Source organism: Syntrophorhabdales bacterium (genome assembly GCA_035541455.1).
Taxonomy (GTDB): domain Bacteria; phylum Desulfobacterota; class Syntrophorhabdia; order Syntrophorhabdales; family WCHB1-27; genus JADGQN01.
Map to the genome: position 1 here is coordinate 12,291 of DATKNH010000065.1, position 18,341 is coordinate 30,631.

The following is an 18,341-nucleotide window of genomic DNA, read 5'->3' on the forward strand; positions in this document are numbered from 1 at the left end:
CCAACGCCCCGGACCCCAGCTTACCCCTAACATGGTTTTATGAAAAATTTCACGTGCGCACTAAACGGTATAATATATTACGTCGAGCTATGTCAACGAAATTAACTTTATTGTACCCATGCAGAAGATTTTCCGCTATACTTTAGAAACCTTCTGAGCACACAAGGAGAAAACATGTCTCGACGAAATCGGTTCTTGAAGGCATGCCGAGGACAAGATGTGGACCGGACTCCAATCTGGCTTATGAGGCAGGCAGGGAGATATCTTCAGGAATATCGAGAGGTTAGACAATTTCACAGCTTCCTGGAAATGTGCAAAAGACCGGAACTTGCCGTTGAAATCACGTTGCAGCCGGTCCGACGCTTTGAACTGGATGCTGCGATAATTTTTTCAGACATTCTCCTCCCCCTTGAATGCATGGGAATCGGTCTGGAATTCACCGATGGCGGAGGGCCATTGCTCCGAAACCCCCTCAGAACAGGCAGAGATGTTGACCGGATGGGGGAGTTGGACCCGGAGAAAGACCTTGGCTATGTGCTCAAGGCCCTGGAGATGGCGCGCAGCGAGCTCAACGGGACAGTCCCGCTTATCGGATTTGCCGGAGCACCCTTCACGCTCGCCAGTTATGCGATTGAAGGCAGCGGATCCCGTAACTACATCGAAACAAAAAGAATGATCTATGCCGAGCCCGCGGCTTTCAACCTTCTCATGGAAAAGCTGACCAGCATGGTCATTGCCTACCTCAACGCCCAGATCAGGCATGGAGCGCAGGCTGTGCAGGTATTCGACAGCTGGGTGGGGTGCCTCTCGACGACCGATTATAAGGCGTTTATCCTGCCCCATATGAAGCGACTCTTTGCTTCCCTCGACACGAAGGCACCCAATATTCATTTCGCCCTGGGTGCAGGACACATGCTCAAGCTTATCGGTGCAGCCGGCGCGGACGTCACCAGCGTGGATTGGCGCACACCACTTGACGACGCATGGAAACAGGTGGGCCAGAAAAAGGCCATCCAGGGCAATCTTGATCCTGCCTTGCTTTTCGGCCCCAAGGAACATATGGTGGAAGCTACAAGGGATGTCCTGAAACGAGCCGGAAATCGGAGTGGCCACATATTCAATCTTGGACACGGGATTTACCCTGGCACCCCTGTTGACAATGTCGCCCTTCTCGTGGAAGCAGTGCACGCCGGGAGCAAGCGTAGGTGAAGAAGAGCGCCGTGCTGCTCGTCAGCTTCGGAGGGCCGCGCTCGATAGACGACGTACCGGGATTCATCCAGAGGCTCACGGGTCGTAAGCTGCCTCCCGCAGTCGAACAGCAGATCGTCGAGCGTTACCGGCTTATAGGCGGCTGCTCTCCCCTTCCTGCCATAGCTGAAGAGCACGCGAGGCTACTTGAAAAAACAATGGGCGGAGAATTGGGCATCAGACCGGCCTTCAAGTATTCCTATCCTTCCATCGAAGAACGCATCGATCAGTGCAAGAGCCAGGGTATCGATCGCATCTTTTTTTTTGTCATGACCCCTTTTTACACAAGCAGGACAGCGGGAGAATATATTGCTACAGCCAAACGCCACCTCGATAGCATACAGTATCATCCCGGGGTAGTTTTCATTCATAGCTGGTATAACGAGCCAGGCTTTGTCCGGTGCTGGATTTCAAGAATAGAAGAATCCTTGGTCCCGGACGCTTTTTACCTCTTTTCCGCCCATAGTCTACCAACTGCTCTTGCGGATGAACCCTACAAACGCCAGATCGAGCAAACGGTCCATAAGGTTGTTGACGAACTTCGCCTTTCTCATTACGGACTTGGCTGGCAAAGCATACCCGCAGGTACGACCGAGCCGTGGATAGGACCGACCGTTGAGACCGTTCTTGATAAGGTGGCGGAGGAAAAATTTCGCGTCGTGGTGCAGGTACCCATCGGCTTTGTTACAGAACACGTGGAAACTTTGTACGACATCGATGTCGTACATAAGAAATATGCTGCCGCAAAGGGTCTCAGCCACCGTCGCGTAGCCTGTCTCAACACTGATCCACCCTTTATAGAAGTAACGAAGAAGATTCTCTTACAGGCGCTGCAGAAAGCGGCATGATGCATGTGCCAGAGAGTCTGAGGAGAAACCCCGTACTATGCCTTTCCGCCAGAAGAGGAGCCCATCGTGAAACGGGTCGCTATTGTCGGGAGCGGCATTTCAGCCTGCGCGTGCGCAGTCTCTCTCAAAGAGAAAGGCATTGATTTTACGATCTTTGAGAAGGAGGCCTCGCCCGGCGGCAAACTGGTCACGGAAAAGGTTAGCGATTTTCTTGTGGAAGGAGGTCCTGACAGTTTCCTCCCGGAGAAGTACTGGACCGTCGATCTGGTAAGAAAGGTGGGGTTGGAAGAAGAACTCCTTTGCAGCAACGATGAGTTTAAGGGCACCTACATCTATTCAGGCGGTCGTCTTCATCGCCTTCCTGAAGGGGTAATGCTCATGGTTCCCACCATGATAATGCCTCTCCTAAGGTCAAGCCTCATCTCCTGGCCAGGAAAAATCCGCATGGGGCTCGAGTTCTTCCTGCCTGCAAAACAAGATGCTGCCGATGAAAGTCTCGCCCAGTTCGTGACACGGCGTCTGGGAAGGGAATGCCTGGAAAAGATCGCGGAGCCGCTTGTGGCAGGCATTCACACCTCCAATCCCGACAACATGAGCATCCTTGCTATATTTCCCCGTTTCGTCGAGATGGAGAAGAACTACGGCAGCCTCATCAAAGGCATGCTAGCAGCCCTCAAGAAGGTGCCGCCGGTTGACCCGTCAAAGAGAAGAATGACCTATTTCATGAGCTTGAAGGGGGGCATGCAGCAGCTCACAGACACGTGCATCGCCATTATCGGAAAAGAGCGAATACGAACGCGTTCCCAGATCAGCAAAGTGCTGAAGACTGACAAGGGCTATCGCCTCCTGCTGGATGGCAACCCGGACCAGGGGGCACCTTCCGACGCGAAGCCTGAGATCTTCGATCACGTCGTGCTTACAACTCCAGCCTATACGACATCGGAACTGGTGCGCGACATGGATCAGGCACTTTCAGAGCGCCTCACGGGGATGGAATGGTCTTCGACCGCCACGATATCTATTGCGTTCAAAAAAACAGATATTAATGTGAAGCTTCCAGGTTTTGGCTTTATCGTGCCAAAGGTCGAGAACAGGCGCATCAACGCGACGACATGGAGCTCCATAAAGTGGTCGTATCGCTCCCCTGATGATCATCTGCTGATCCGTTCGTTTGTGGGCGGCGGTCACCACGAGGAGCTTGTCTTTGTGGACGATGCGAAGCTGGTCAACATTATTCTCGATGAGCTTCGAAGCATCGCCGGAATCGATGCGAAGCCTGTTTTCTCAAAAGTATGCCGGTGGATCAAAGGAATGCCCAAGTACACGGTCGGCCATCTCGAGAGGCTCGCAAAGATTGACGAACTCAAGGCGCGCCACCAGGGTCTGCACCTGATCGGCTGCAGTTACCGGGGCATCGGCATAGGCGATTGCGTGAGAAGTGGCTTCGATGCTGCCTCGGAAATTGCAAACAGACGTTGAGTGGTTGAGTGGTTGAATAGAAACGAACGATAAAGTGAGATGCAGATTCTGATTAAAGCAGTGTTAAGCGTCGCAATCATCCTTGCTGCCACCGCTGTCGGAAAGAAACTGCCGTCGACCGCGGGCCTCATCGGTGTTATGCCTCTTGCAGGCGCTCTCGTACTCATCTGGATGTATCTGGAAAATGACGGGAACCCGCGCATCATGCAGAGCTTCACCAAAGGGGCGCTTTGGGGGATTCTTCCCAGTATCCTCTTCTATCTGGTCGCGTTCTTTTGTTTCAAGAAAAATCTTTCCCTGTGCGTTGTTCTTGCTGCGAGCTTTGGAGTCTGGCTTTGTGCCGCAATCGTTCACCAATGGATTCTGAAGTGAACCGTAGATCAAGACCGCTTCGCTGGGAAGATGGAAGATGCAAACGTTAACATACCACTTTTCCGTTTATTTTCTGATGCGTCCCAGCGAAGCGGTCGTCCTAGTCGCAGAACGTGCGACGGTCTAAAATGGACGTCAAACGAAGATAGTACATCAGGAGAGTGCAATGAAGACAATACTGTGCTACGGAGATTCGCTCACTTGGGGGTATGATCCGCGAGACGGAACTCGCTACGCTTTTGATCAGCGCTGGCCCGGCGTGTTGCAAAAGGAGCTGGGCAGCGGCTTCCACGTCATCGAAGAAGCGCTGAGCGGCAGGACGACAATGGTCGAAAGTCCGCTCCTACCGGACAGAAACGGCCTCCGGATGCTGGCGCCGTTACTCGAGTCGCATGCCCCTGTGGACCTTTGCATCTTGATGCTCGGCACAAATGATGTGGCCCCCTATTATCGCCTCACCGCCTCCGACATAGCGGGCGGATGCCTGGGGCTCATCTGGATCATAGAAAAGAGTCAGGCAGGACCAAGCGGCAAAGCTCCGGAGATTCTCCTCGTAGCTCCTCCTTTGCTCGGTAAAATGTCCAGGATGATGGATCTCTTTTACAAAGGTGGTGAGAAGACCATGAAGGCTCTCCCACAGGCATATAAGATCATAGCGAATTCATCCGGGTGCCACTTTCTCGACGCCTCGAGGTACGTCAAAGCCAGCACCATCGACGGCGTGCATCTCGATACCAAAGCCCACCGCATGCTGGCCGTGGTAGTAAAGAAGACCGCGCTCTCGATCCTTCGGGAAAAACGCAGTGTCTGATTCTGGATCCTTGTGGTATCGGACCTTCGTCTCTCTGGGCTATCGTGACTATCGCCTCGTCTGGCTCGGTTCGGTTACCGAACACCTGGGGGAATGGATGGAATTGGCTGCCCTCCTGTGGCTGGTCAACGATCTCACGCACTCCCCGTTGATGCTTACTATAGTCGGCTCCTGCCGTTACATCCCCATGATCTTCTTTCCTGTTCTCGGCGGCATGGTAGCCGACAGGATGGACCGCCGCCGTCTGCTCATAGGCGCTTTGCTCTTCGCCGCCTCCCTCTCCGTCGTGCTCGCGATCCTCGTCAAGACGGGTGTCGTGGCAGTCTGGCACATCATAATTCTTTCATTGCTCAGCGGGGTAGCAACGAGTTTCAATCATCCCGCACGACAGTCGATGGTTCCCAACCTTGTCACAAGGGAGCATCTTCTCAACGCTATCTCACTGGACAGCGCGTCGGTTCAAGCATCCCGTTTTATCGCCACGCCTATTGCAGGCTATCTCATAGCCGGCTTTGGCGTGGTGCCTGTTTTCGGTGCACGTGCTGTAGGCACCCTTCTGGCAATTTGCTGGTTGATACTGGTGAAAACAGACCTTCAACCGCCGGTCGCCAGCAGGAGAGGATTTCGCAACGTGATCGACGGCCTGAGATATGTGCGCAGGGATGCGCTCCTCCTGAGTCTGATTCCCCTTTACCTGATTCCCTGGATCACACAGAACACTTCAAACAACTTCCTTCCCATCTTTGCCCGTGACATCCTCAAGATCGGTGCCTCCGGTTATGGATTCCTCCAGGCTGCACCGGGATTGGGCGCGTTGGTAAGCCTCGTCGCTTTGGCGGCAATGCCCTTTCACCGCGTGAACGGTTCGCTTCTACTCGCCACGAATGCTCTGCTGGGTGTTGCGCTCCTTTTCTTTGCCCTCTCCCTGTGGCCGCCTCTGTCTCTCCTGCTTCTGCTCGTGGTCGGGGGCATGATCACTTCCTTCATGACAATAAACACGGCACTCATCCAGAGTCACGTCTCCGATGCCATGCGGGGCCGCGTTATGAGTCTAAGGGAGATAGCGAACGGAATCGGGCCGACGGGAAGCCTGCTCTTCGGGGCTATAGCCGAGCAAAGCAGTGCGCCTTTTGCACTGGAACTTCTGGGAGTCGCCTGCATCGCTGTTTCATGCGTCCTCGCGTTCTTCCTGTCCAAGGTGCGACTCGTTCACGTCTAGTAACGATGCACTTCGACGCTTACCTCACCATACCTTACGTTGACGCTCTGCCGCCCGAGTCTCACCTAGCCTTGCGTCTTGGGCTTGAGCGTTGCGCGCTCTATCCCGGGCAGAGTTGCCGTGAGGCCTGCGCAGAGTATCGGCAGTAAGGCCACAATCCAAATCGCAGTGTGAAGCCCATAGTGATCGGCAACAGACCCCAGCACAGGCATCATGATTCCCCCGAACGAAAACGCAAGGCCGAGAGTCACGCCGGAAGCTAACCCTACCCGATTCGGCAAATAGCCCTGTCCCAATACCACCATCGGTCCCGTCGGCGCAGAGGATGCAAGGCCGATCGGCACCAACAGCATCATTGCCTGAGTCGGGCTTTGAGCAAGGGCTAACAGGGGAAGAAAGATCATTTGACCAATGTAGCCGGTGACAGCGACCGCGCGGTAGCCGAAACGATCGGCCGTCCTTCCCCCCACAAGATTTCCTCCTATGCTTGAAATCATGAGTACGGACAACGCAGTGCTCCCCATCGCTCGCGACTGGTGAAGTACGTCGATCCAAAAAAGAGGGGTGAACGTATTCAGTCCGTAAAAGATTATGGAGCGAAAAAGCAGCGCGACTGAGAGGCAGGCGAAGGGCGCCCACGCATCACGCCCTTCACTCACTGCCTGATGACGCGATCGACCACCCCTGCTCCCAATGCCTGCCGTAATCCCGGGTAGATTTATCACCATCAATCCGGCTGCCGTGGCAGGGATCACAAACAGAAGCAGGCTGCCCTTCAATCCGAGCAGAAGCAAGATAGCGGTGGCTATCAGAGGGCCGATGGCATACCCCAATTGGCCACCAATCGCAAAAATGCTCATTGCGGTCGCTTTCTTATCCCCAGCGACGTAGCTTATGAGCCGTGCTCCTTCGGGATGAAAAGCAGCAACGCCAAGGCCGCTTAACCCGACGACGACAACACCCATCTCGAAACTGGGCACGACACCGGTGAGGGAGACTCCGATTCCCGCACAGAGAAGAGCCACCGGTATGAGCCACGGCAGAGAACGGCGATCTGCAATGTACCCGTAGATCGGCTGCGAGGCTGTAGAGACGAGATTCGTCGCAAACACAATAGTTGCAGCAGCGGCATACCCTATGTGATGCTGCACAATAAAAAAAGGGAGAAGCGCAGGTATAGCCCCCTGATTCAGGTCGCATGCAGCATGTGCAAAAACCAATATACCCAAAGAGCGAAGCTTCACACTCCCTCCGGGGATACATTCCAGAAGAAGCCGGCTTCAATGAGTCGCAACAGCAGACGGGGTTCTCTCATAATCGTGGCTCTTACCTTAAGGAGTTTGCGAATGCTTTGTCAAGGCTTAATCGGCAGGATGCGGTTGCGATTCGCAAGTCGTTATTCTTGACCTTTGGTCCTAATGCCGCTATGTTTATTCTGCCATCATGGTCTCGCGTAACAAACTCATCGTTGCAGTAGTGATCCTGATTGTCATTGCAGGAGCCCTCGTCACCCTCGTCAGGGTGGGAAACAAAATCCTCAAGGGCCAGTTCGAAAAGTCTCTCGGCGACAACGTTAAGGTTGCTGAAATCGGCCTCTCCTGGGGCCGTGTAGAAGCACGCGAAGTGCAGGTGCTCAGAGACGGCAAGATTATAGCGGCAGTAAAGAAGCTCGGACTCAAACCCGACCTCCTGACCGTTTTCAGAAAGAGGATTGGCATCTCTGTTCTCACAATTGAAGAGCCCGTGATTGAGCTCGAGATAGACAAGGACGGCACCTTTCTCCTCCCGTCGTTCCCGCAAGAAGAAGCCACAGCACGCAAGAGGGCCGATGCAGGAACCCGGCCGGCGAGCAGCGCCTTTGCAATTGACGTGAAACAGATTGACATAACGAACGGAAAGCTTCTTCTCATAGACCACAGATTGAAAGAGTTGAACGAGATAGAAGCTTCCCGTATCAATGCGAGGTTCGACAATCTTCACATTCCTCTTACTGACGACGTCTCCAAGGTCAAGCTCGGCATGACTCTCAGCGGAAAATTGATTTCAGGTTCTGTGGCGATTGACGGCAGTATCGACTTGATGCGGATGGGTTTTAATGTCGCTGTTGAAGCAAACAACCTGGCAATCGCCAACCTCCCGGGAAGCGGACCGCAGGCGCGCATGGAAAAAGTGACTTTTCACGCATCGTCTCAGGGAAAAGATGCAAAGCTTGTCGAAGTCTCCGAGGTCAATCTTCAGAAGCTCTATGTGCGCGCCCAGACGAACAAGGAAGGGAAGCTCATCAATCCTTTATCCAACGTTCTGCAGGTTGAAACAGGCCCCGCACCCGGAGAGCCGGTCGGCAAAACCAAACCTGAACCGGCATCGCAGCCGACGCAGGTGAACGTCAAGGGCCTCAAGATCAGCCAGGGAGAAGTGCTTATCCTTGACGGCAAGGTCAGCACGCCGCCCTATCCCCTGCGCCTCACCGACGTATCCCTCAATGCGGATCAGTTTGCCAGCCCTCCGCAGGACACATTTACCACGTACGAATGTTCAGTGAGCATCCCCGGAAAAGAGAGCACAGGAGTGCTTCGGGCATCCGGCAAGACAAAGCTCAAGTCATTGGACACTGCCTCAACTGTCTCCCTGCACGGTCTTGACATAACGACAGTCAAGCCGTACATATTGAAGGCGGGTGACGTCAATGTCACGCAGGGGACAATCGATCTTGATCTCAACCTCCGCATCGATCACAGAAATCTTGACTCACCCGCAAAGGTAGTTCTGAAGAATCTCCGATTCGCACCAAGCAACAGCGCCGGGGAGAAGTTCATGGCTATACCCAGGGGCGTTGTGGTTGAATTCCTGAAAGCCAACAATAACCAAATTGCACTCGACTTCGTGGTAAACGGCAGTATCGATGATCCCAAATTCAGCCTGCGCGAGACCTTAATGACCCGGTTTGCTGTTCAACTTGCCGACAAATTAGGCCTCGGGGCAATCAGTGCCGGGCAAAAATTGATCGAAACAGAGCAGAGGGGACTGAAGAATCTAGGGGAGAGCCTCAAAGAAACTTCCAAAAGTTTGCGAAAGCTCTTCAGCAAGTAGAGGGCTTGTTCTTCGCCTCAAACCTGAGACAGGCCATGCCTGAGGCCCTGTGGACTTCCAGAGAGGGAAGAAAGGGCGTTTTGAAACCCATGAGTTTGCAGCCGTAGGGAAAACTTTTGTCCCACGTTACTTCAAAGTGCTTGCACTTGCGGCAATCGATTCGCTTCTTGTCCATTTCGGTTCGATCTCTTTTGTTCCTGGCACTAAAGGTCTTGCATCGCAGCGAATCCCATGCTTATTATACAAGAAACTTTCTGCCTCTAAGAAATTATTCATTGGTGTTGGCGATTTCTGCCGGAGCTGCACGTAATAGTTGCGACGTGCACCTTTCATCCGGCGCAGCTGGTCGAACATGGTAACCAGACAGGACATCCAGTCAGCGGCCGAGCGGATCAGGCCTTTCATACATAGGACGCCATTGCTCCATTCCCGCTCCTTGAGTGATATGAGTGGTGCCGACGTTTACATCAAGGCCGAGAACCTGCAGAAGACAGGTTCATTTAAAGTGAGGGGCGCCTTTAACAAATTGGGGATTATGGAAACGGGCAAGGTCATAGCAGCTTCCAGAGGCAATCACGCTCAGGCAGTGGCGTTCGCTGCAGGTATTCTCGGTATCCATGCAAAAATAGTAATGCCGGCAAACGTGCCCATCGTGAAAGAGGAAGCGACAAAAGGATACGGAGCAGAGGTTGAACTGTACGGGGAGAACCTGCAGCAGGCGCTTGACCACGCGCTCACGCAGCATGGCTTCACTTTCGTCCATCCTTACGACGACGATGAGATCATTGCGGGACAGGGAACCGTAGGACTGGAGATCCTGGAAGATCTCGAGAATATTGACTGCGTCATCGTGCCGGCAGGAGGGGGCGGGCTCCTGGCAGGCATCGCAAGAACAGTCAAGGACGCCTCCCCTTCCACTCAGGTTATAGGGGTTCAGACCGAGTCTGCTGCCTCCGCCTTTTGCTCCTTTAAAGAAAAAAGGATTTCTCAAGAAAGTGCGCTGCCAACACTGGCTGACGGCATAGCGGTAGGTTGTGTAGGAGAGAGACCGTTCGAGATCATAACCAGGTACGTGGATGACATGCTCCTGGTCCCGGAAGACCCTATTGCGATGGCCATCCTCATCTTCCTGGAGCGTACGAAGTTCCTTGTCGAGGGAGCGGGTGCGGTGCCGCTTGCCGCTCTGCTTGAGTCAAGGGAACGTTTCAGAAGAAAGCGTGTAGTGCTCGTCGCGAGCGGAGGGAACATAGACCTTAACCTGATCGACCGGATTATCCAGAAGGGCCTGGTGACAAGCGGCAGACTCGCAATCTTCGGGGTAACGGTCGATGATGTCCCCGGAAGTCTGCACGCCATCGCCGGAATAATCGCCGGCCATCGCGGCAACATTATCACTGTCGCTCACCACCGCCTCGACCAGGAACTACCCGTCGGAAAAACAAAAGTGATCTTCACGATCGAGTCTCGCACTTCGGAGCATCTCGCGCAGATACTCAAGGGTATCAGGGCAGCAGGATTCGAGGTAAAATGATTTCTTACGGCGTTGTTGTCCACGGCGGGGTTGGCTCGCCACTCGCACTCAGCGACGGCTGCAAAAAAGCCTGCGTGTCAGCGTTCAGATTACTGAAGAAAGGCGAAAGCGCGCTCGAAGCAGTAATCGAGGCAGCACGACTGCTCGAAGATGACGGGCGCTACAACGCGGGTTCGGGCTCGACCCTGCGCCTTGACGGTAAAACAGTAGAAATGGATGCGGGTTTGATGGATTCGTCCGGCCATCTGGGTACGGTGATTTCTGTGCGTACAGTGCAAAACCCTATACTCCTGGCAAAGGGCGTGATAAGCACACCGCACGTGGCACTTTCCGGTCAGGGGGCAGAGCTCTTTGCGAGAAAGTTAGGCTTAAGGACGTTTGGTAAGCCCTCAGCGAAGAGCCTTGAGCAGCACAGAAGACTCTTGCGTACTATACGGCAGGGTAAGCTCGCAGAGCACGATTCGCGATGGAAAGATTTTGACATCAAGTCGCTCTGGAATTTCGAAGAGCGATTCAACGACATCATGGGCGCTGATACGATCGGCGCTGTCGCCCTCGACAGGAAAGGTGTCCTTGCAGTAGCCAACTCAACCGGCGGGGCGTCACCTATGTTGCTGGGACGGGTAGGAGACTCCCCCATGATCGGGTGCGGCTTTTACGCAGGTGCTTGTGCGGCCGTTGCATGCACAGGCACAGGCGAGGATATTATCAGGAGGATGCTGGCAAGAAGTATCTATGATGCGATTGACCACGGGGCGCACGTGCGAGAAGCCTGCAGAAAGGGCGTCACGTCATTCCCTTGCGAAAGCACGCTGGGCGTTATCGCAATCTCTAAAGAAGGCTGTGCTGTCGTATCCAATAGACAAATGGCACATTACGCGCTCTACCGCTAGAACGCCTGATTCTTCATCAAGAATAGGTTTCCACGGACAAGCGTGGAAACCTATCTGGCGAGCACCGCGACCGGGTATCCCAGGAATAGATTTCATAGGTTTGATTTGATAGACTTTCCATCAACGATGCAGCCAGCGCGAACACGCAACAGGAAGCATCATTGAGTGAAAGTGAAAGGAGAATGCGATGGGAGACGTACTGCCGAAGTTCAAGGCTGCAGCCATTCAAGCGGCACCTGTGTACCTTGACAGAGAGGCGAGCGTAGAAAAAGCCTGTTCACTAATAAAACAGGCGGCGGAAAACGGCGCGGAACTTATTGTATTGCCAGAGGTCTTTCTTCCCGGCGGCCCGTACTGGGCCTGGAACATGGAGATGCGAAGAGCCGTCAAATTTTCCGCCGAGCTCTATCTCAACTCTGTGGATGTGCCGGGAGAATCCACCGCGAGGATCGGCGAGGTGGCAAAACAATATGCAGCCTATGTTGTCATCGGTATCAACGAACGAGATAACAAGAGTCTCTACAACACCCTTCTCTTTTTTGACCGGAAGGGACGCATCATGGGCAAGCACAGGAAGCTCAAACCTACAGGTGCAGAGAAGCTCGTCTGGGGTGAAGGGGACGGCAGCACGCATACCGTTTACGATACGGATATCGGCAGGATGGGCGGGCTTATATGCGGCGAGCACACAATGGCGTTGCCGGGCTATACGCTGGCCGCGATGGGCGAACAGGTACACATTGCGTCGTGGGTTGGCTTCTCTTATTCTGACACCACGCTGTCGGAAGTCTGCTCCAGGTATCACGCCATCGCGTACAATGCTTATGTTATTTGCAGCCAGGGCGTTCTCGACGAGCAGGTGAATAAGAAGCTCGGGCTTGAACTGCGTGTGGGCGGCGCCTGGACCACAATCATCGAGGCAGGCACGGGAAGGGTAATGGCAGGCCCTCTGGCGCCCGCTGAGGAAGGTATTGTGTACGCAGACGTAGATCTGAACAATGCCGTCTCTCATTATTTTCTGCACGAGACAACCGGCCATTACTGGCCCAAGCAGTTCCGTGTCTTTTTCGATGAACGCGAGCTGAAGCCTCTGAATTTCAGGAAGGCTCCCGATGTCAAGGAAAATGTGGTCGATCAGGAGCCAGAACCTCAGGAAAGGACGTGAGGCTGATTAAGGAAAATGCATAAAGGACATCGGGTGGTGGCCCTCTGAGTTAAGTTCCCACGGTAAATCGAGGACACATGGCTGGAGCAACGCAACGTCCTCAGGCGGACAGAACAATACCATCCTTCCGGCGACTTGCCGAGCAGGCACTTTCCAGAACAGCTGGTGCTCCGCTTATCGCGGGCAACGCCATACGGTTGCTCAAGGATGCGAAGGAAAACTACCCCGCATGGCTGGAGGCCATGCGCTCCGCAAGAAAAAGCATCCATTTCGAGAGCTTCATCATTCACGAAGACAACGTTGGAGAAGAGTTTTCCCAGGTTCTGGCGGCCAAAGCGCGTGAAGGGGTAAACGTCAGGCTCATCTACGACTGGCTCGGTGCCTTTGGCAAAACGTCGAAGAAATTCTGGGAGCGGATGAGGAAAGCCGGAGTGGAAGTACGCTGCTTCAATCCCTTCCGTTTCGACAGACCGTTCGGTTGGCTGAGCCGAGATCATCGTAAGATGATTGCCGTAGATGGGGAAATAGGTTTTGTAACGGGGCTTTGTGTTGGACGCATGTGGGTTGGAGATGGCGAGCGGGGCATTGAACCCTGGCGCGACACCGGCGTGGAGCTACGCGGACCGGCCGTCGCCGACGTCGAGCGAGCTTTCGCCGATATCTGGGCGGCTATGGGTAGCCCATTGCCGGATGATGAAATGCCCCGGAAAGATGCGATACCGGCTGCCGGGAATGTCACGTTGCAGGTTGTGGCAAGCGTCCCGAACACGGCAGGCCTTTATCGCCTCGACCAGTTTATAACGGCCCTAGCCCGCAAATCTCTGTGGCTGACCGATGCCTATTTTGTTGGAATGATCCCTTACGTGCAATCGCTCAATGCTGCAGCCAGGGATGGCGTTGACGTCCGTCTTCTGGTCCCCGGGTCCACCGATATCCCCATCCTGCGGGCACTTTCAAGGGCCGGGTATCAGCCTTTGCTCGAGGCCGGCGCAAGAGTGTTCGAATGGAACGGGCCGATGCTGCACGCAAAGACCGCGGTCGCAGACAGCCGGTGGGCCCGGGTTGGATCTACCAATCTTAACGTCGCAAGCTGGATGGCCAATTACGAGCTGGATATTGCCGTGGAGGATGAGTCCTTCGCGCAGGACATGGAACAGTTCTACCTGGATGATCTTGAACACTCGACGGAAATTGTGCTGAACAAAATGCAAAAGGTCCGCCCGATAAGGAGGACGTCGAGGCGCTTGCGCGTGAGGCAGGGTATGGCCGGGGGAAGTATAAGCCGCGCCGGAGCAGGGGCCATAAGGATCGGCAACACTGTCGGGGCTGCTATTGCCGATCGTCGGGTGCTGGGCCCGGCGGAAGCCCGCATCATGCGAATTGCCGGCATCATTCTCCTTCTTTTTTCCGCACTGGCCGTGCTGTGGCCCCGCTGGGTAATGATTCCTTTCGCCGTCATTGCCACCTGGTCAGCAGTTGCTCTCTTTGTCCGTGCGTACAGGCTCCGGAGAAAGAGAAGGCCTGAAAGAAACGAAACATTACGAAGGAAGAGACCTGCTGAAAAGACGTTGAATATAAGAAGCGGAAAATCTCCTCGGGTATAGATGCCCGCGGGCAAGCCCGTAGTACTCAGAGCACACGTTCGCGCGGACCGGTCATCCATTCACCCACGCTTGAGAGCGTGGTTCTCTGCTGGCTCGACGCCCCCCAGGGCATCTATCTAGCGAGCACGGCGACCGGGTACCCGCAGCCGCGAAGCGGCTGGAGGGTGGAGGGGAGGCTCAGGCGGCTTTACCGCTGGAGGGGGCGACGCGAGCCCCGGAGATAGAGCGTTGTGCCACTGACAGTGCCGCACACTGAAAGGTAGCATCACGTCATGGAGAGGGCAAGAAGCGCAGGGATCAGGGTAGTGACCTATAACGTACACAAGTGCCGCGGTCTGGACAGGCGAGTGAGGCCGGCTCGCATAGCCGACGTCTTGCGCGAAATACATGCGGACATAATAGCCCTGCAGGAGGTCGTGTGCATCGAAGGAAAGACGCCGCAGGAACACCAGGCGCGCTATATTGCTGACGAACTGGGGCTTGAGTACAGACTCGGAGAAACCCGGAGGCACCGCGGCGGCGCATACGGGAATGTCGTCCTAACCCGTCTGCCCATGTTCTCCACGCGCAACTACGACTTGAGCCAACCGGGCAGGGAAGAAAGAGGCTGTCTGCACGTTGATATCGAACTGCGGCGAGGCCTGGTGCTCCATTTCTATAACATACATCTGGGCACTGCGTACCTCGAGAGACGCAAGCAGGCCAGGAAACTTCTCGATGAAGATATCCTGAAGGGCAGCGGAGGAATACGTATCGTGCTCGGAGACTTTAACGAATGGACGCGCGGACTAACAACGAAGCTCCTTTCCCGCCATTTCGAGTGTGTTGACGCCCGACTTCACCTGGGACGGTCAAGGACGTACCCGGGTGTCATGCCTTTTCTTCATCTCGATCACATCTATTTCGACAGAGTTCTGAAACTGAAGGGAGCGACGCTACACCGGAGTCGTACAGCGTTAATCGCCTCGGACCATCTGCCTATCGTCGCCGATTTTCGTATTGAAAATCATTGAGAAATCAGAAAGCCCTGAACGTACACCCGCGGTCAGCGCACCAGGAAAATAGCCGCGGGCGTGCAAACCTTTGTACACTGAGGGTCGCCTCCACACAGGTCGCAGTGATACGCTGTTTCTTGAAATGAGGGGAGCGCCTTGAAAGGACAGGCCTTAACTCTCTGCTTATCCCAGAGGAATTTCTTCTTCTCGGACGGCTCGTCGATGTTCTCTCCGGCAAGGCACTTCATTTTTTTACACTGACGGCAGACAACCGGCGTGTTAAGGCTCGTACCGAGATCGTCCTTCTCGATGCGAATGGCCGATTTCTCAATATTGAGAACCCCCAAGTGAAAAAGAGAGCAGACCATTTCACACAGGTGGCAGCCGCTGCACTTCTCTTTCTCGACTTTTATTTTCATTCGCCAATCCCGAGCTTCTCTAACGTCGCTTTTTCGGGGACCCCGTTCGTGTCCCAGCCATGCAGATCATAGTACTCGTTCAACATCCGATCAAATTCGGACCGGAGGACGATTTGCCCTTTGCAAGGTCCATCGGGAACCGGCTCTTCGAAATACCTGCGGGGAAGCGTGTCATCTTTCCGGCTGATGCCATCCTTGAGAAGCATCCATCGTTCAAGCGAACAGACGCGTTCTCCGACGGATTTCAACTCGTCGGCTGTAACGGTCATGCCCGTAGCAAGCGCAATCAACTCAGAAAATTCCTTGTAGCCCAGCGCACGAGGGCTGGAGAAAACGCTTAAGAAACGACAGAGGCCCAGAGAATCACAAACCGCGTTCAGGACCTCGTGCCACCATACCATTCTTCCTTTGCCCGCATACGACGCGAACTGACTGCTCACCTTACCCCCGTAAACGCTCTCCAGTACCTGTTCAGGAAGCCCGAGCACATCGATGGATGCTCTGCTTCTCATGTGACAGGCGCCTCGCGACGCCGTAGCCATGCCAAGCGCAAAGCTCTTCGGCAGCCGCTCATCCGTCATTTCAATCGGGAAATCCTTGATCTCCATGAGATAATCAAGAGAGGCATCTCCGAATGTCCTGTGCGCGTCGCGCCCTTCTGCCAGTACGTGGCCTATGCCCTTTCGCTGCGCAATGCGGTGGATCAATTCAATGATAGTGGCGCCATTACCCCACTCCAGCGGAATGTCCGTCAACCCCGGCCCGATCACGTTCCGCTGGTATAGTTCCATTGCCCACGCAAGGTACGAGCCTGTAGACATCGTGTCGAGCCCGTAGTAATTGCAGAGCTCGCACGCATAGATGATATCATCAGGATCGAGGTTTCCCAATTTAGGCCCCAGAGATCCCATGGAACCGTACTCAGGACCTTCACCCCTGGTTCCCTTGTATTTACCTTCAGTGATTGCATAACGCTGTCGGCAGTGCACAGGACAGCCGAAACAGGAGAGCATGCCCTTGGAATAGTGCTCCAGCGCTTCGGCTTCAAGAGCTGAGCCTTGCTCCCCCACCGTCGTAGCCTGATTGTTACGGACACTTAAGAAACCCATGGCGTTGCAGAGACGAAAGAGCAGAGGGGTGCCGTACGTGCCGAGAGCCCGCGCCCACTTTGTTTCCATCAGCTGGTCGAGGGCATTGTGGTAATAGCTCAGGTATTCTTTCGGTTGGGGGAACGTGATATCCATGGTGCCCCGTACAGCTACAGCTTTCAGCCCTTTGGCGCCCATCACCGCGCCCATGCCCGTCCTTCCTGCGGCATTTTTCAGACCCGTGCGGATTGCGGAAAACCTGACCAGATTTTCACCGGCCAGGCCGATGCATGCAATTTGTGTTCTCTCATCGCCCAGTTCTGATCGAATCCTTTTCTGTGTCTCCACCGTATCGATCCCTCTCAGGTGGACAGCGGGACGTAGTTCCAGCACTCCATCCCTTACGAGTAGATAAAGAAGCTCCCGGCTCTTTCCTGTTACCACAAGGTGGCTGAACTCTGCCTTGACCAGTTCGGCCGCGAATTCACCACCCATGTTGGTATCGCCCAGATGCCCTGACTCGGGAGACTTGGAAGTCACATTGAGGCGCGAACCAAATCCGAGCGTCCCCGCCAGAAACCCTGCCCCGAAGATAAGAGGGTTCTCCGGGGCAAACGGGTCCAGATGACGTGTATAGTACCTGGAGAGCAGGTACATATTGAGTCCTCTGCCGCCAAGAAACCGGCGCCGAACCTCACGAGGGATCTCCTCAATCCTGATTGAACGATCCGTTAGATCAATAAAAGCTATTTTTCTGTTTAGTATCGTGCCGGGGTTCATGTGCGGCTCCATTATAGCACAACCGGTCGCCTGAACTTTGCGCGGGCTTGACTTGAGACTAAAAGGACCTACTAATAAGGAATGCAGGTGTGAGCAACCCGCTATTTTGGAGCGCCATTACGATTGGAGGATACCATGAAATCAGTGACTGTTGATGAAAGTTGCGTTGGCTGTGGCTCCTGTGTCGAGATTTGTCCGGAGGTCTTCGAGATGGAAGGAGATGTGGCAATCGTCAAGAAAGGAGCGGATCTGTCTCTTGACAACAAGATAGTGGAGGCTGCAGATGCATGCCCTGTAGAGGCTATCCACTACGACAAATAGTTATGCCACGTAGCACTCAAGAGTATACATACTATAACTGGTACGCCTGCGCACCCAGGACGTCGGGTCGCCGGGGTGCGCAGGCTCCGGGCCGGGATGGCCATCTTGACTGCTGATCGGCCTTAATCAGCACGAGTAGTGATCCTCGTTGTAGTCCGCCGTCATAAAGATTGTTGCCTACGCTGCACAGCATCGCGGCTGGGCTTTTGCCCTGAAACGCAAATGTTGTATAATGGGGGACTAAATTCCTGACGGATTCTGACGGGTAGCCTACGAACTCTTCCCCTGGCTCAAATCGCATAACAACCCGGGCATCGTGGTCCTCCCGTGACTGGCGCGCATTCGCTGGCATCGCCTGTTTAAGCGGCCTGATATTTTGCGTGGGTCTGTCCATACGATCCCTCTGGGGACCCGAAGGCAGGTGGGCGCTGATCGTGAAGGGAATGCTTCAATCGGGCAACTACTTTGTCCCGAAAGT

At 54.4% G+C, this 18,341-nt stretch carries 17 protein-coding genes; 13 read left to right on the plus strand and 4 right to left on the minus strand.

Annotated elements, in window-relative coordinates; all coding sequences use genetic code 11:
- The first annotated feature begins 174 nt into the window (after positions 1-174).
- The 6 genes from hemE to VMT71_06745 all read left to right on the plus strand — a co-directional run bounded on the left by hemE (position 175) and on the right by VMT71_06745 (position 5,977).
- Complete coding sequence (hemE, locus tag VMT71_06720) at positions 175-1,209, plus strand: uroporphyrinogen decarboxylase (GenBank protein ID HVN23645.1); 1,035 nt, start codon at positions 175-177, stop codon at positions 1,207-1,209.
- Positions 1,206-2,096 carry a ferrochelatase gene (hemH, locus tag VMT71_06725; GenBank protein HVN23646.1) on the plus strand — a complete coding sequence of 297 codons (891 nt, stop codon included), beginning with the start codon at positions 1,206-1,208 and terminating at the stop codon, positions 2,094-2,096. Before hemE ends, hemH begins: the two co-directional genes overlap by 4 nt.
- 66 nt (positions 2,097-2,162) lie before the next feature.
- Positions 2,163-3,575, plus strand: coding sequence for a protoporphyrinogen oxidase (hemG, locus tag VMT71_06730; protein ID HVN23647.1), 1,413 nt, complete (start codon positions 2,163-2,165; stop codon positions 3,573-3,575).
- Positions 3,576-3,614: 39 nt separating this feature from the next.
- A complete protein-coding gene (locus tag VMT71_06735) occupies positions 3,615-3,947 on the plus strand; it encodes a DUF3147 family protein (protein ID HVN23648.1) in 333 nt (110 codons plus the stop codon).
- Positions 3,948-4,113: 166 nt separating this feature from the next.
- The gene (locus tag VMT71_06740) at positions 4,114-4,758 is read left to right on the plus strand and encodes an SGNH/GDSL hydrolase family protein (GenBank protein HVN23649.1); all 645 of its coding nucleotides are present in this window, start codon (positions 4,114-4,116) and stop codon (positions 4,756-4,758) included.
- Positions 4,751-5,977: an MFS transporter gene (locus VMT71_06745; GenBank protein HVN23650.1), complete on the plus strand. Its 1,227-nt coding sequence runs from the start codon at positions 4,751-4,753 to the stop codon at positions 5,975-5,977. The genes VMT71_06740 and VMT71_06745 overlap by 8 nt, the downstream gene beginning before the upstream one ends.
- A gap of 65 nt (positions 5,978-6,042) precedes the next feature.
- On the opposite strand, the gene VMT71_06750 is transcribed toward VMT71_06745, so the two are convergent.
- On the minus strand, positions 6,043-7,221 hold the full coding sequence (locus VMT71_06750; GenBank protein ID HVN23651.1) for an MFS transporter: 1,179 nt from the start codon (positions 7,219-7,221) through the stop codon (positions 6,043-6,045).
- 199 nt (positions 7,222-7,420) lie between these two features.
- Here VMT71_06750 and VMT71_06755 point away from each other — a divergent pair, with 199 nt between their 5' ends.
- The gene (locus VMT71_06755) at positions 7,421-9,067 is read left to right on the plus strand and encodes a DUF748 domain-containing protein (GenBank protein ID HVN23652.1); all 1,647 of its coding nucleotides are present in this window, start codon (positions 7,421-7,423) and stop codon (positions 9,065-9,067) included.
- On the opposite strand, the gene VMT71_06760 is transcribed toward VMT71_06755, so the two are convergent.
- Entirely contained in the window at positions 9,057-9,242 is a 186-nt protein-coding gene (locus VMT71_06760) for a hypothetical protein (GenBank protein ID HVN23653.1), read from the minus strand. The two genes, VMT71_06755 and VMT71_06760, sit on opposite strands and share 11 nt — an antisense overlap.
- Positions 9,243-9,419: 177 nt before the next feature.
- On the opposite strand from VMT71_06760, the gene ilvA reads away from it, so the two are divergent.
- From ilvA to VMT71_06785, 5 genes are all read left to right on the plus strand, one after another.
- Entirely contained in the window at positions 9,420-10,598 is a 1,179-nt protein-coding gene (gene ilvA, locus VMT71_06765; protein HVN23654.1) for a threonine ammonia-lyase, read from the plus strand.
- On the plus strand, positions 10,595-11,491 hold the full coding sequence (locus VMT71_06770; GenBank protein ID HVN23655.1) for an isoaspartyl peptidase/L-asparaginase: 897 nt from the start codon (positions 10,595-10,597) through the stop codon (positions 11,489-11,491). The genes ilvA and VMT71_06770 overlap by 4 nt, the downstream gene beginning before the upstream one ends.
- A 187-nt stretch (positions 11,492-11,678) precedes the next feature.
- Positions 11,679-12,656, plus strand: a complete 978-nt coding sequence (locus VMT71_06775) for a carbon-nitrogen hydrolase family protein (GenBank protein HVN23656.1) — start codon at positions 11,679-11,681, stop codon at positions 12,654-12,656.
- A gap of 77 nt (positions 12,657-12,733) precedes the next feature.
- The gene (locus VMT71_06780; GenBank protein HVN23657.1) at positions 12,734-14,260 is read left to right on the plus strand and encodes a phospholipase D-like domain-containing protein; all 1,527 of its coding nucleotides are present in this window, start codon (positions 12,734-12,736) and stop codon (positions 14,258-14,260) included.
- A gap of 272 nt (positions 14,261-14,532) precedes the next feature.
- Positions 14,533-15,273 carry an endonuclease/exonuclease/phosphatase family protein gene (locus tag VMT71_06785; GenBank protein ID HVN23658.1) on the plus strand — a complete coding sequence of 247 codons (741 nt, stop codon included), beginning with the start codon at positions 14,533-14,535 and terminating at the stop codon, positions 15,271-15,273.
- Positions 15,274-15,305: 32 nt separating this feature from the next.
- Here the strand turns inward: VMT71_06785 and VMT71_06790 are convergent, their stop codons facing one another.
- Together VMT71_06790 and VMT71_06795 are read right to left on the minus strand one after the other, a co-directional pair.
- The gene (locus VMT71_06790; protein ID HVN23659.1) at positions 15,306-15,674 is read right to left on the minus strand and encodes a hypothetical protein; all 369 of its coding nucleotides are present in this window, start codon (positions 15,672-15,674) and stop codon (positions 15,306-15,308) included.
- Positions 15,671-17,542 (minus strand): aldehyde ferredoxin oxidoreductase family protein, encoded by a 1,872-nt coding sequence (locus tag VMT71_06795; protein HVN23660.1) that lies wholly within the window; start codon positions 17,540-17,542, stop codon positions 15,671-15,673. The genes VMT71_06790 and VMT71_06795 overlap by 4 nt, the downstream gene beginning before the upstream one ends.
- A gap of 135 nt (positions 17,543-17,677) precedes the next feature.
- Here VMT71_06795 and VMT71_06800 point away from each other — a divergent pair, with 135 nt between their 5' ends.
- Positions 17,678-17,863, plus strand: a complete 186-nt coding sequence (locus VMT71_06800; GenBank protein ID HVN23661.1) for a ferredoxin — start codon at positions 17,678-17,680, stop codon at positions 17,861-17,863.
- Positions 17,864-18,341: the final 478 nt, after the last annotated feature.

Coding starts and splice junctions, on each gene's coding strand:
- hemE (HVN23645.1), top strand. CDS start 175: ATGTCTCGACGAAATCGGTTCTTGAAGGCATGCCGAGGACAAGATGTG.
- VMT71_06735 (HVN23648.1), top strand. CDS start 3,615: ATGCAGATTCTGATTAAAGCAGTGTTAAGCGTCGCAATCATCCTTGCT.
- VMT71_06740 (HVN23649.1), top strand. CDS start 4,114: ATGAAGACAATACTGTGCTACGGAGATTCGCTCACTTGGGGGTATGAT.
- VMT71_06755 (HVN23652.1), top strand. CDS start 7,421: ATGGTCTCGCGTAACAAACTCATCGTTGCAGTAGTGATCCTGATTGTC.
- VMT71_06760 (HVN23653.1), bottom strand. CDS start 9,242: ATGGACAAGAAGCGAATCGATTGCCGCAAGTGCAAGCACTTTGAAGTA.
- ilvA (HVN23654.1), top strand. CDS start 9,420: ATGGTAACCAGACAGGACATCCAGTCAGCGGCCGAGCGGATCAGGCCT.
- VMT71_06770 (HVN23655.1), top strand. CDS start 10,595: ATGATTTCTTACGGCGTTGTTGTCCACGGCGGGGTTGGCTCGCCACTC.
- VMT71_06775 (HVN23656.1), top strand. CDS start 11,679: ATGGGAGACGTACTGCCGAAGTTCAAGGCTGCAGCCATTCAAGCGGCA.
- VMT71_06780 (HVN23657.1), top strand. CDS start 12,734: ATGGCTGGAGCAACGCAACGTCCTCAGGCGGACAGAACAATACCATCC.
- VMT71_06785 (HVN23658.1), top strand. CDS start 14,533: ATGGAGAGGGCAAGAAGCGCAGGGATCAGGGTAGTGACCTATAACGTA.
- VMT71_06790 (HVN23659.1), bottom strand. CDS start 15,674: ATGAAAATAAAAGTCGAGAAAGAGAAGTGCAGCGGCTGCCACCTGTGT.
- VMT71_06795 (HVN23660.1), bottom strand. CDS start 17,542: ATGAACCCCGGCACGATACTAAACAGAAAAATAGCTTTTATTGATCTA.
- VMT71_06800 (HVN23661.1), top strand. CDS start 17,678: ATGAAATCAGTGACTGTTGATGAAAGTTGCGTTGGCTGTGGCTCCTGT.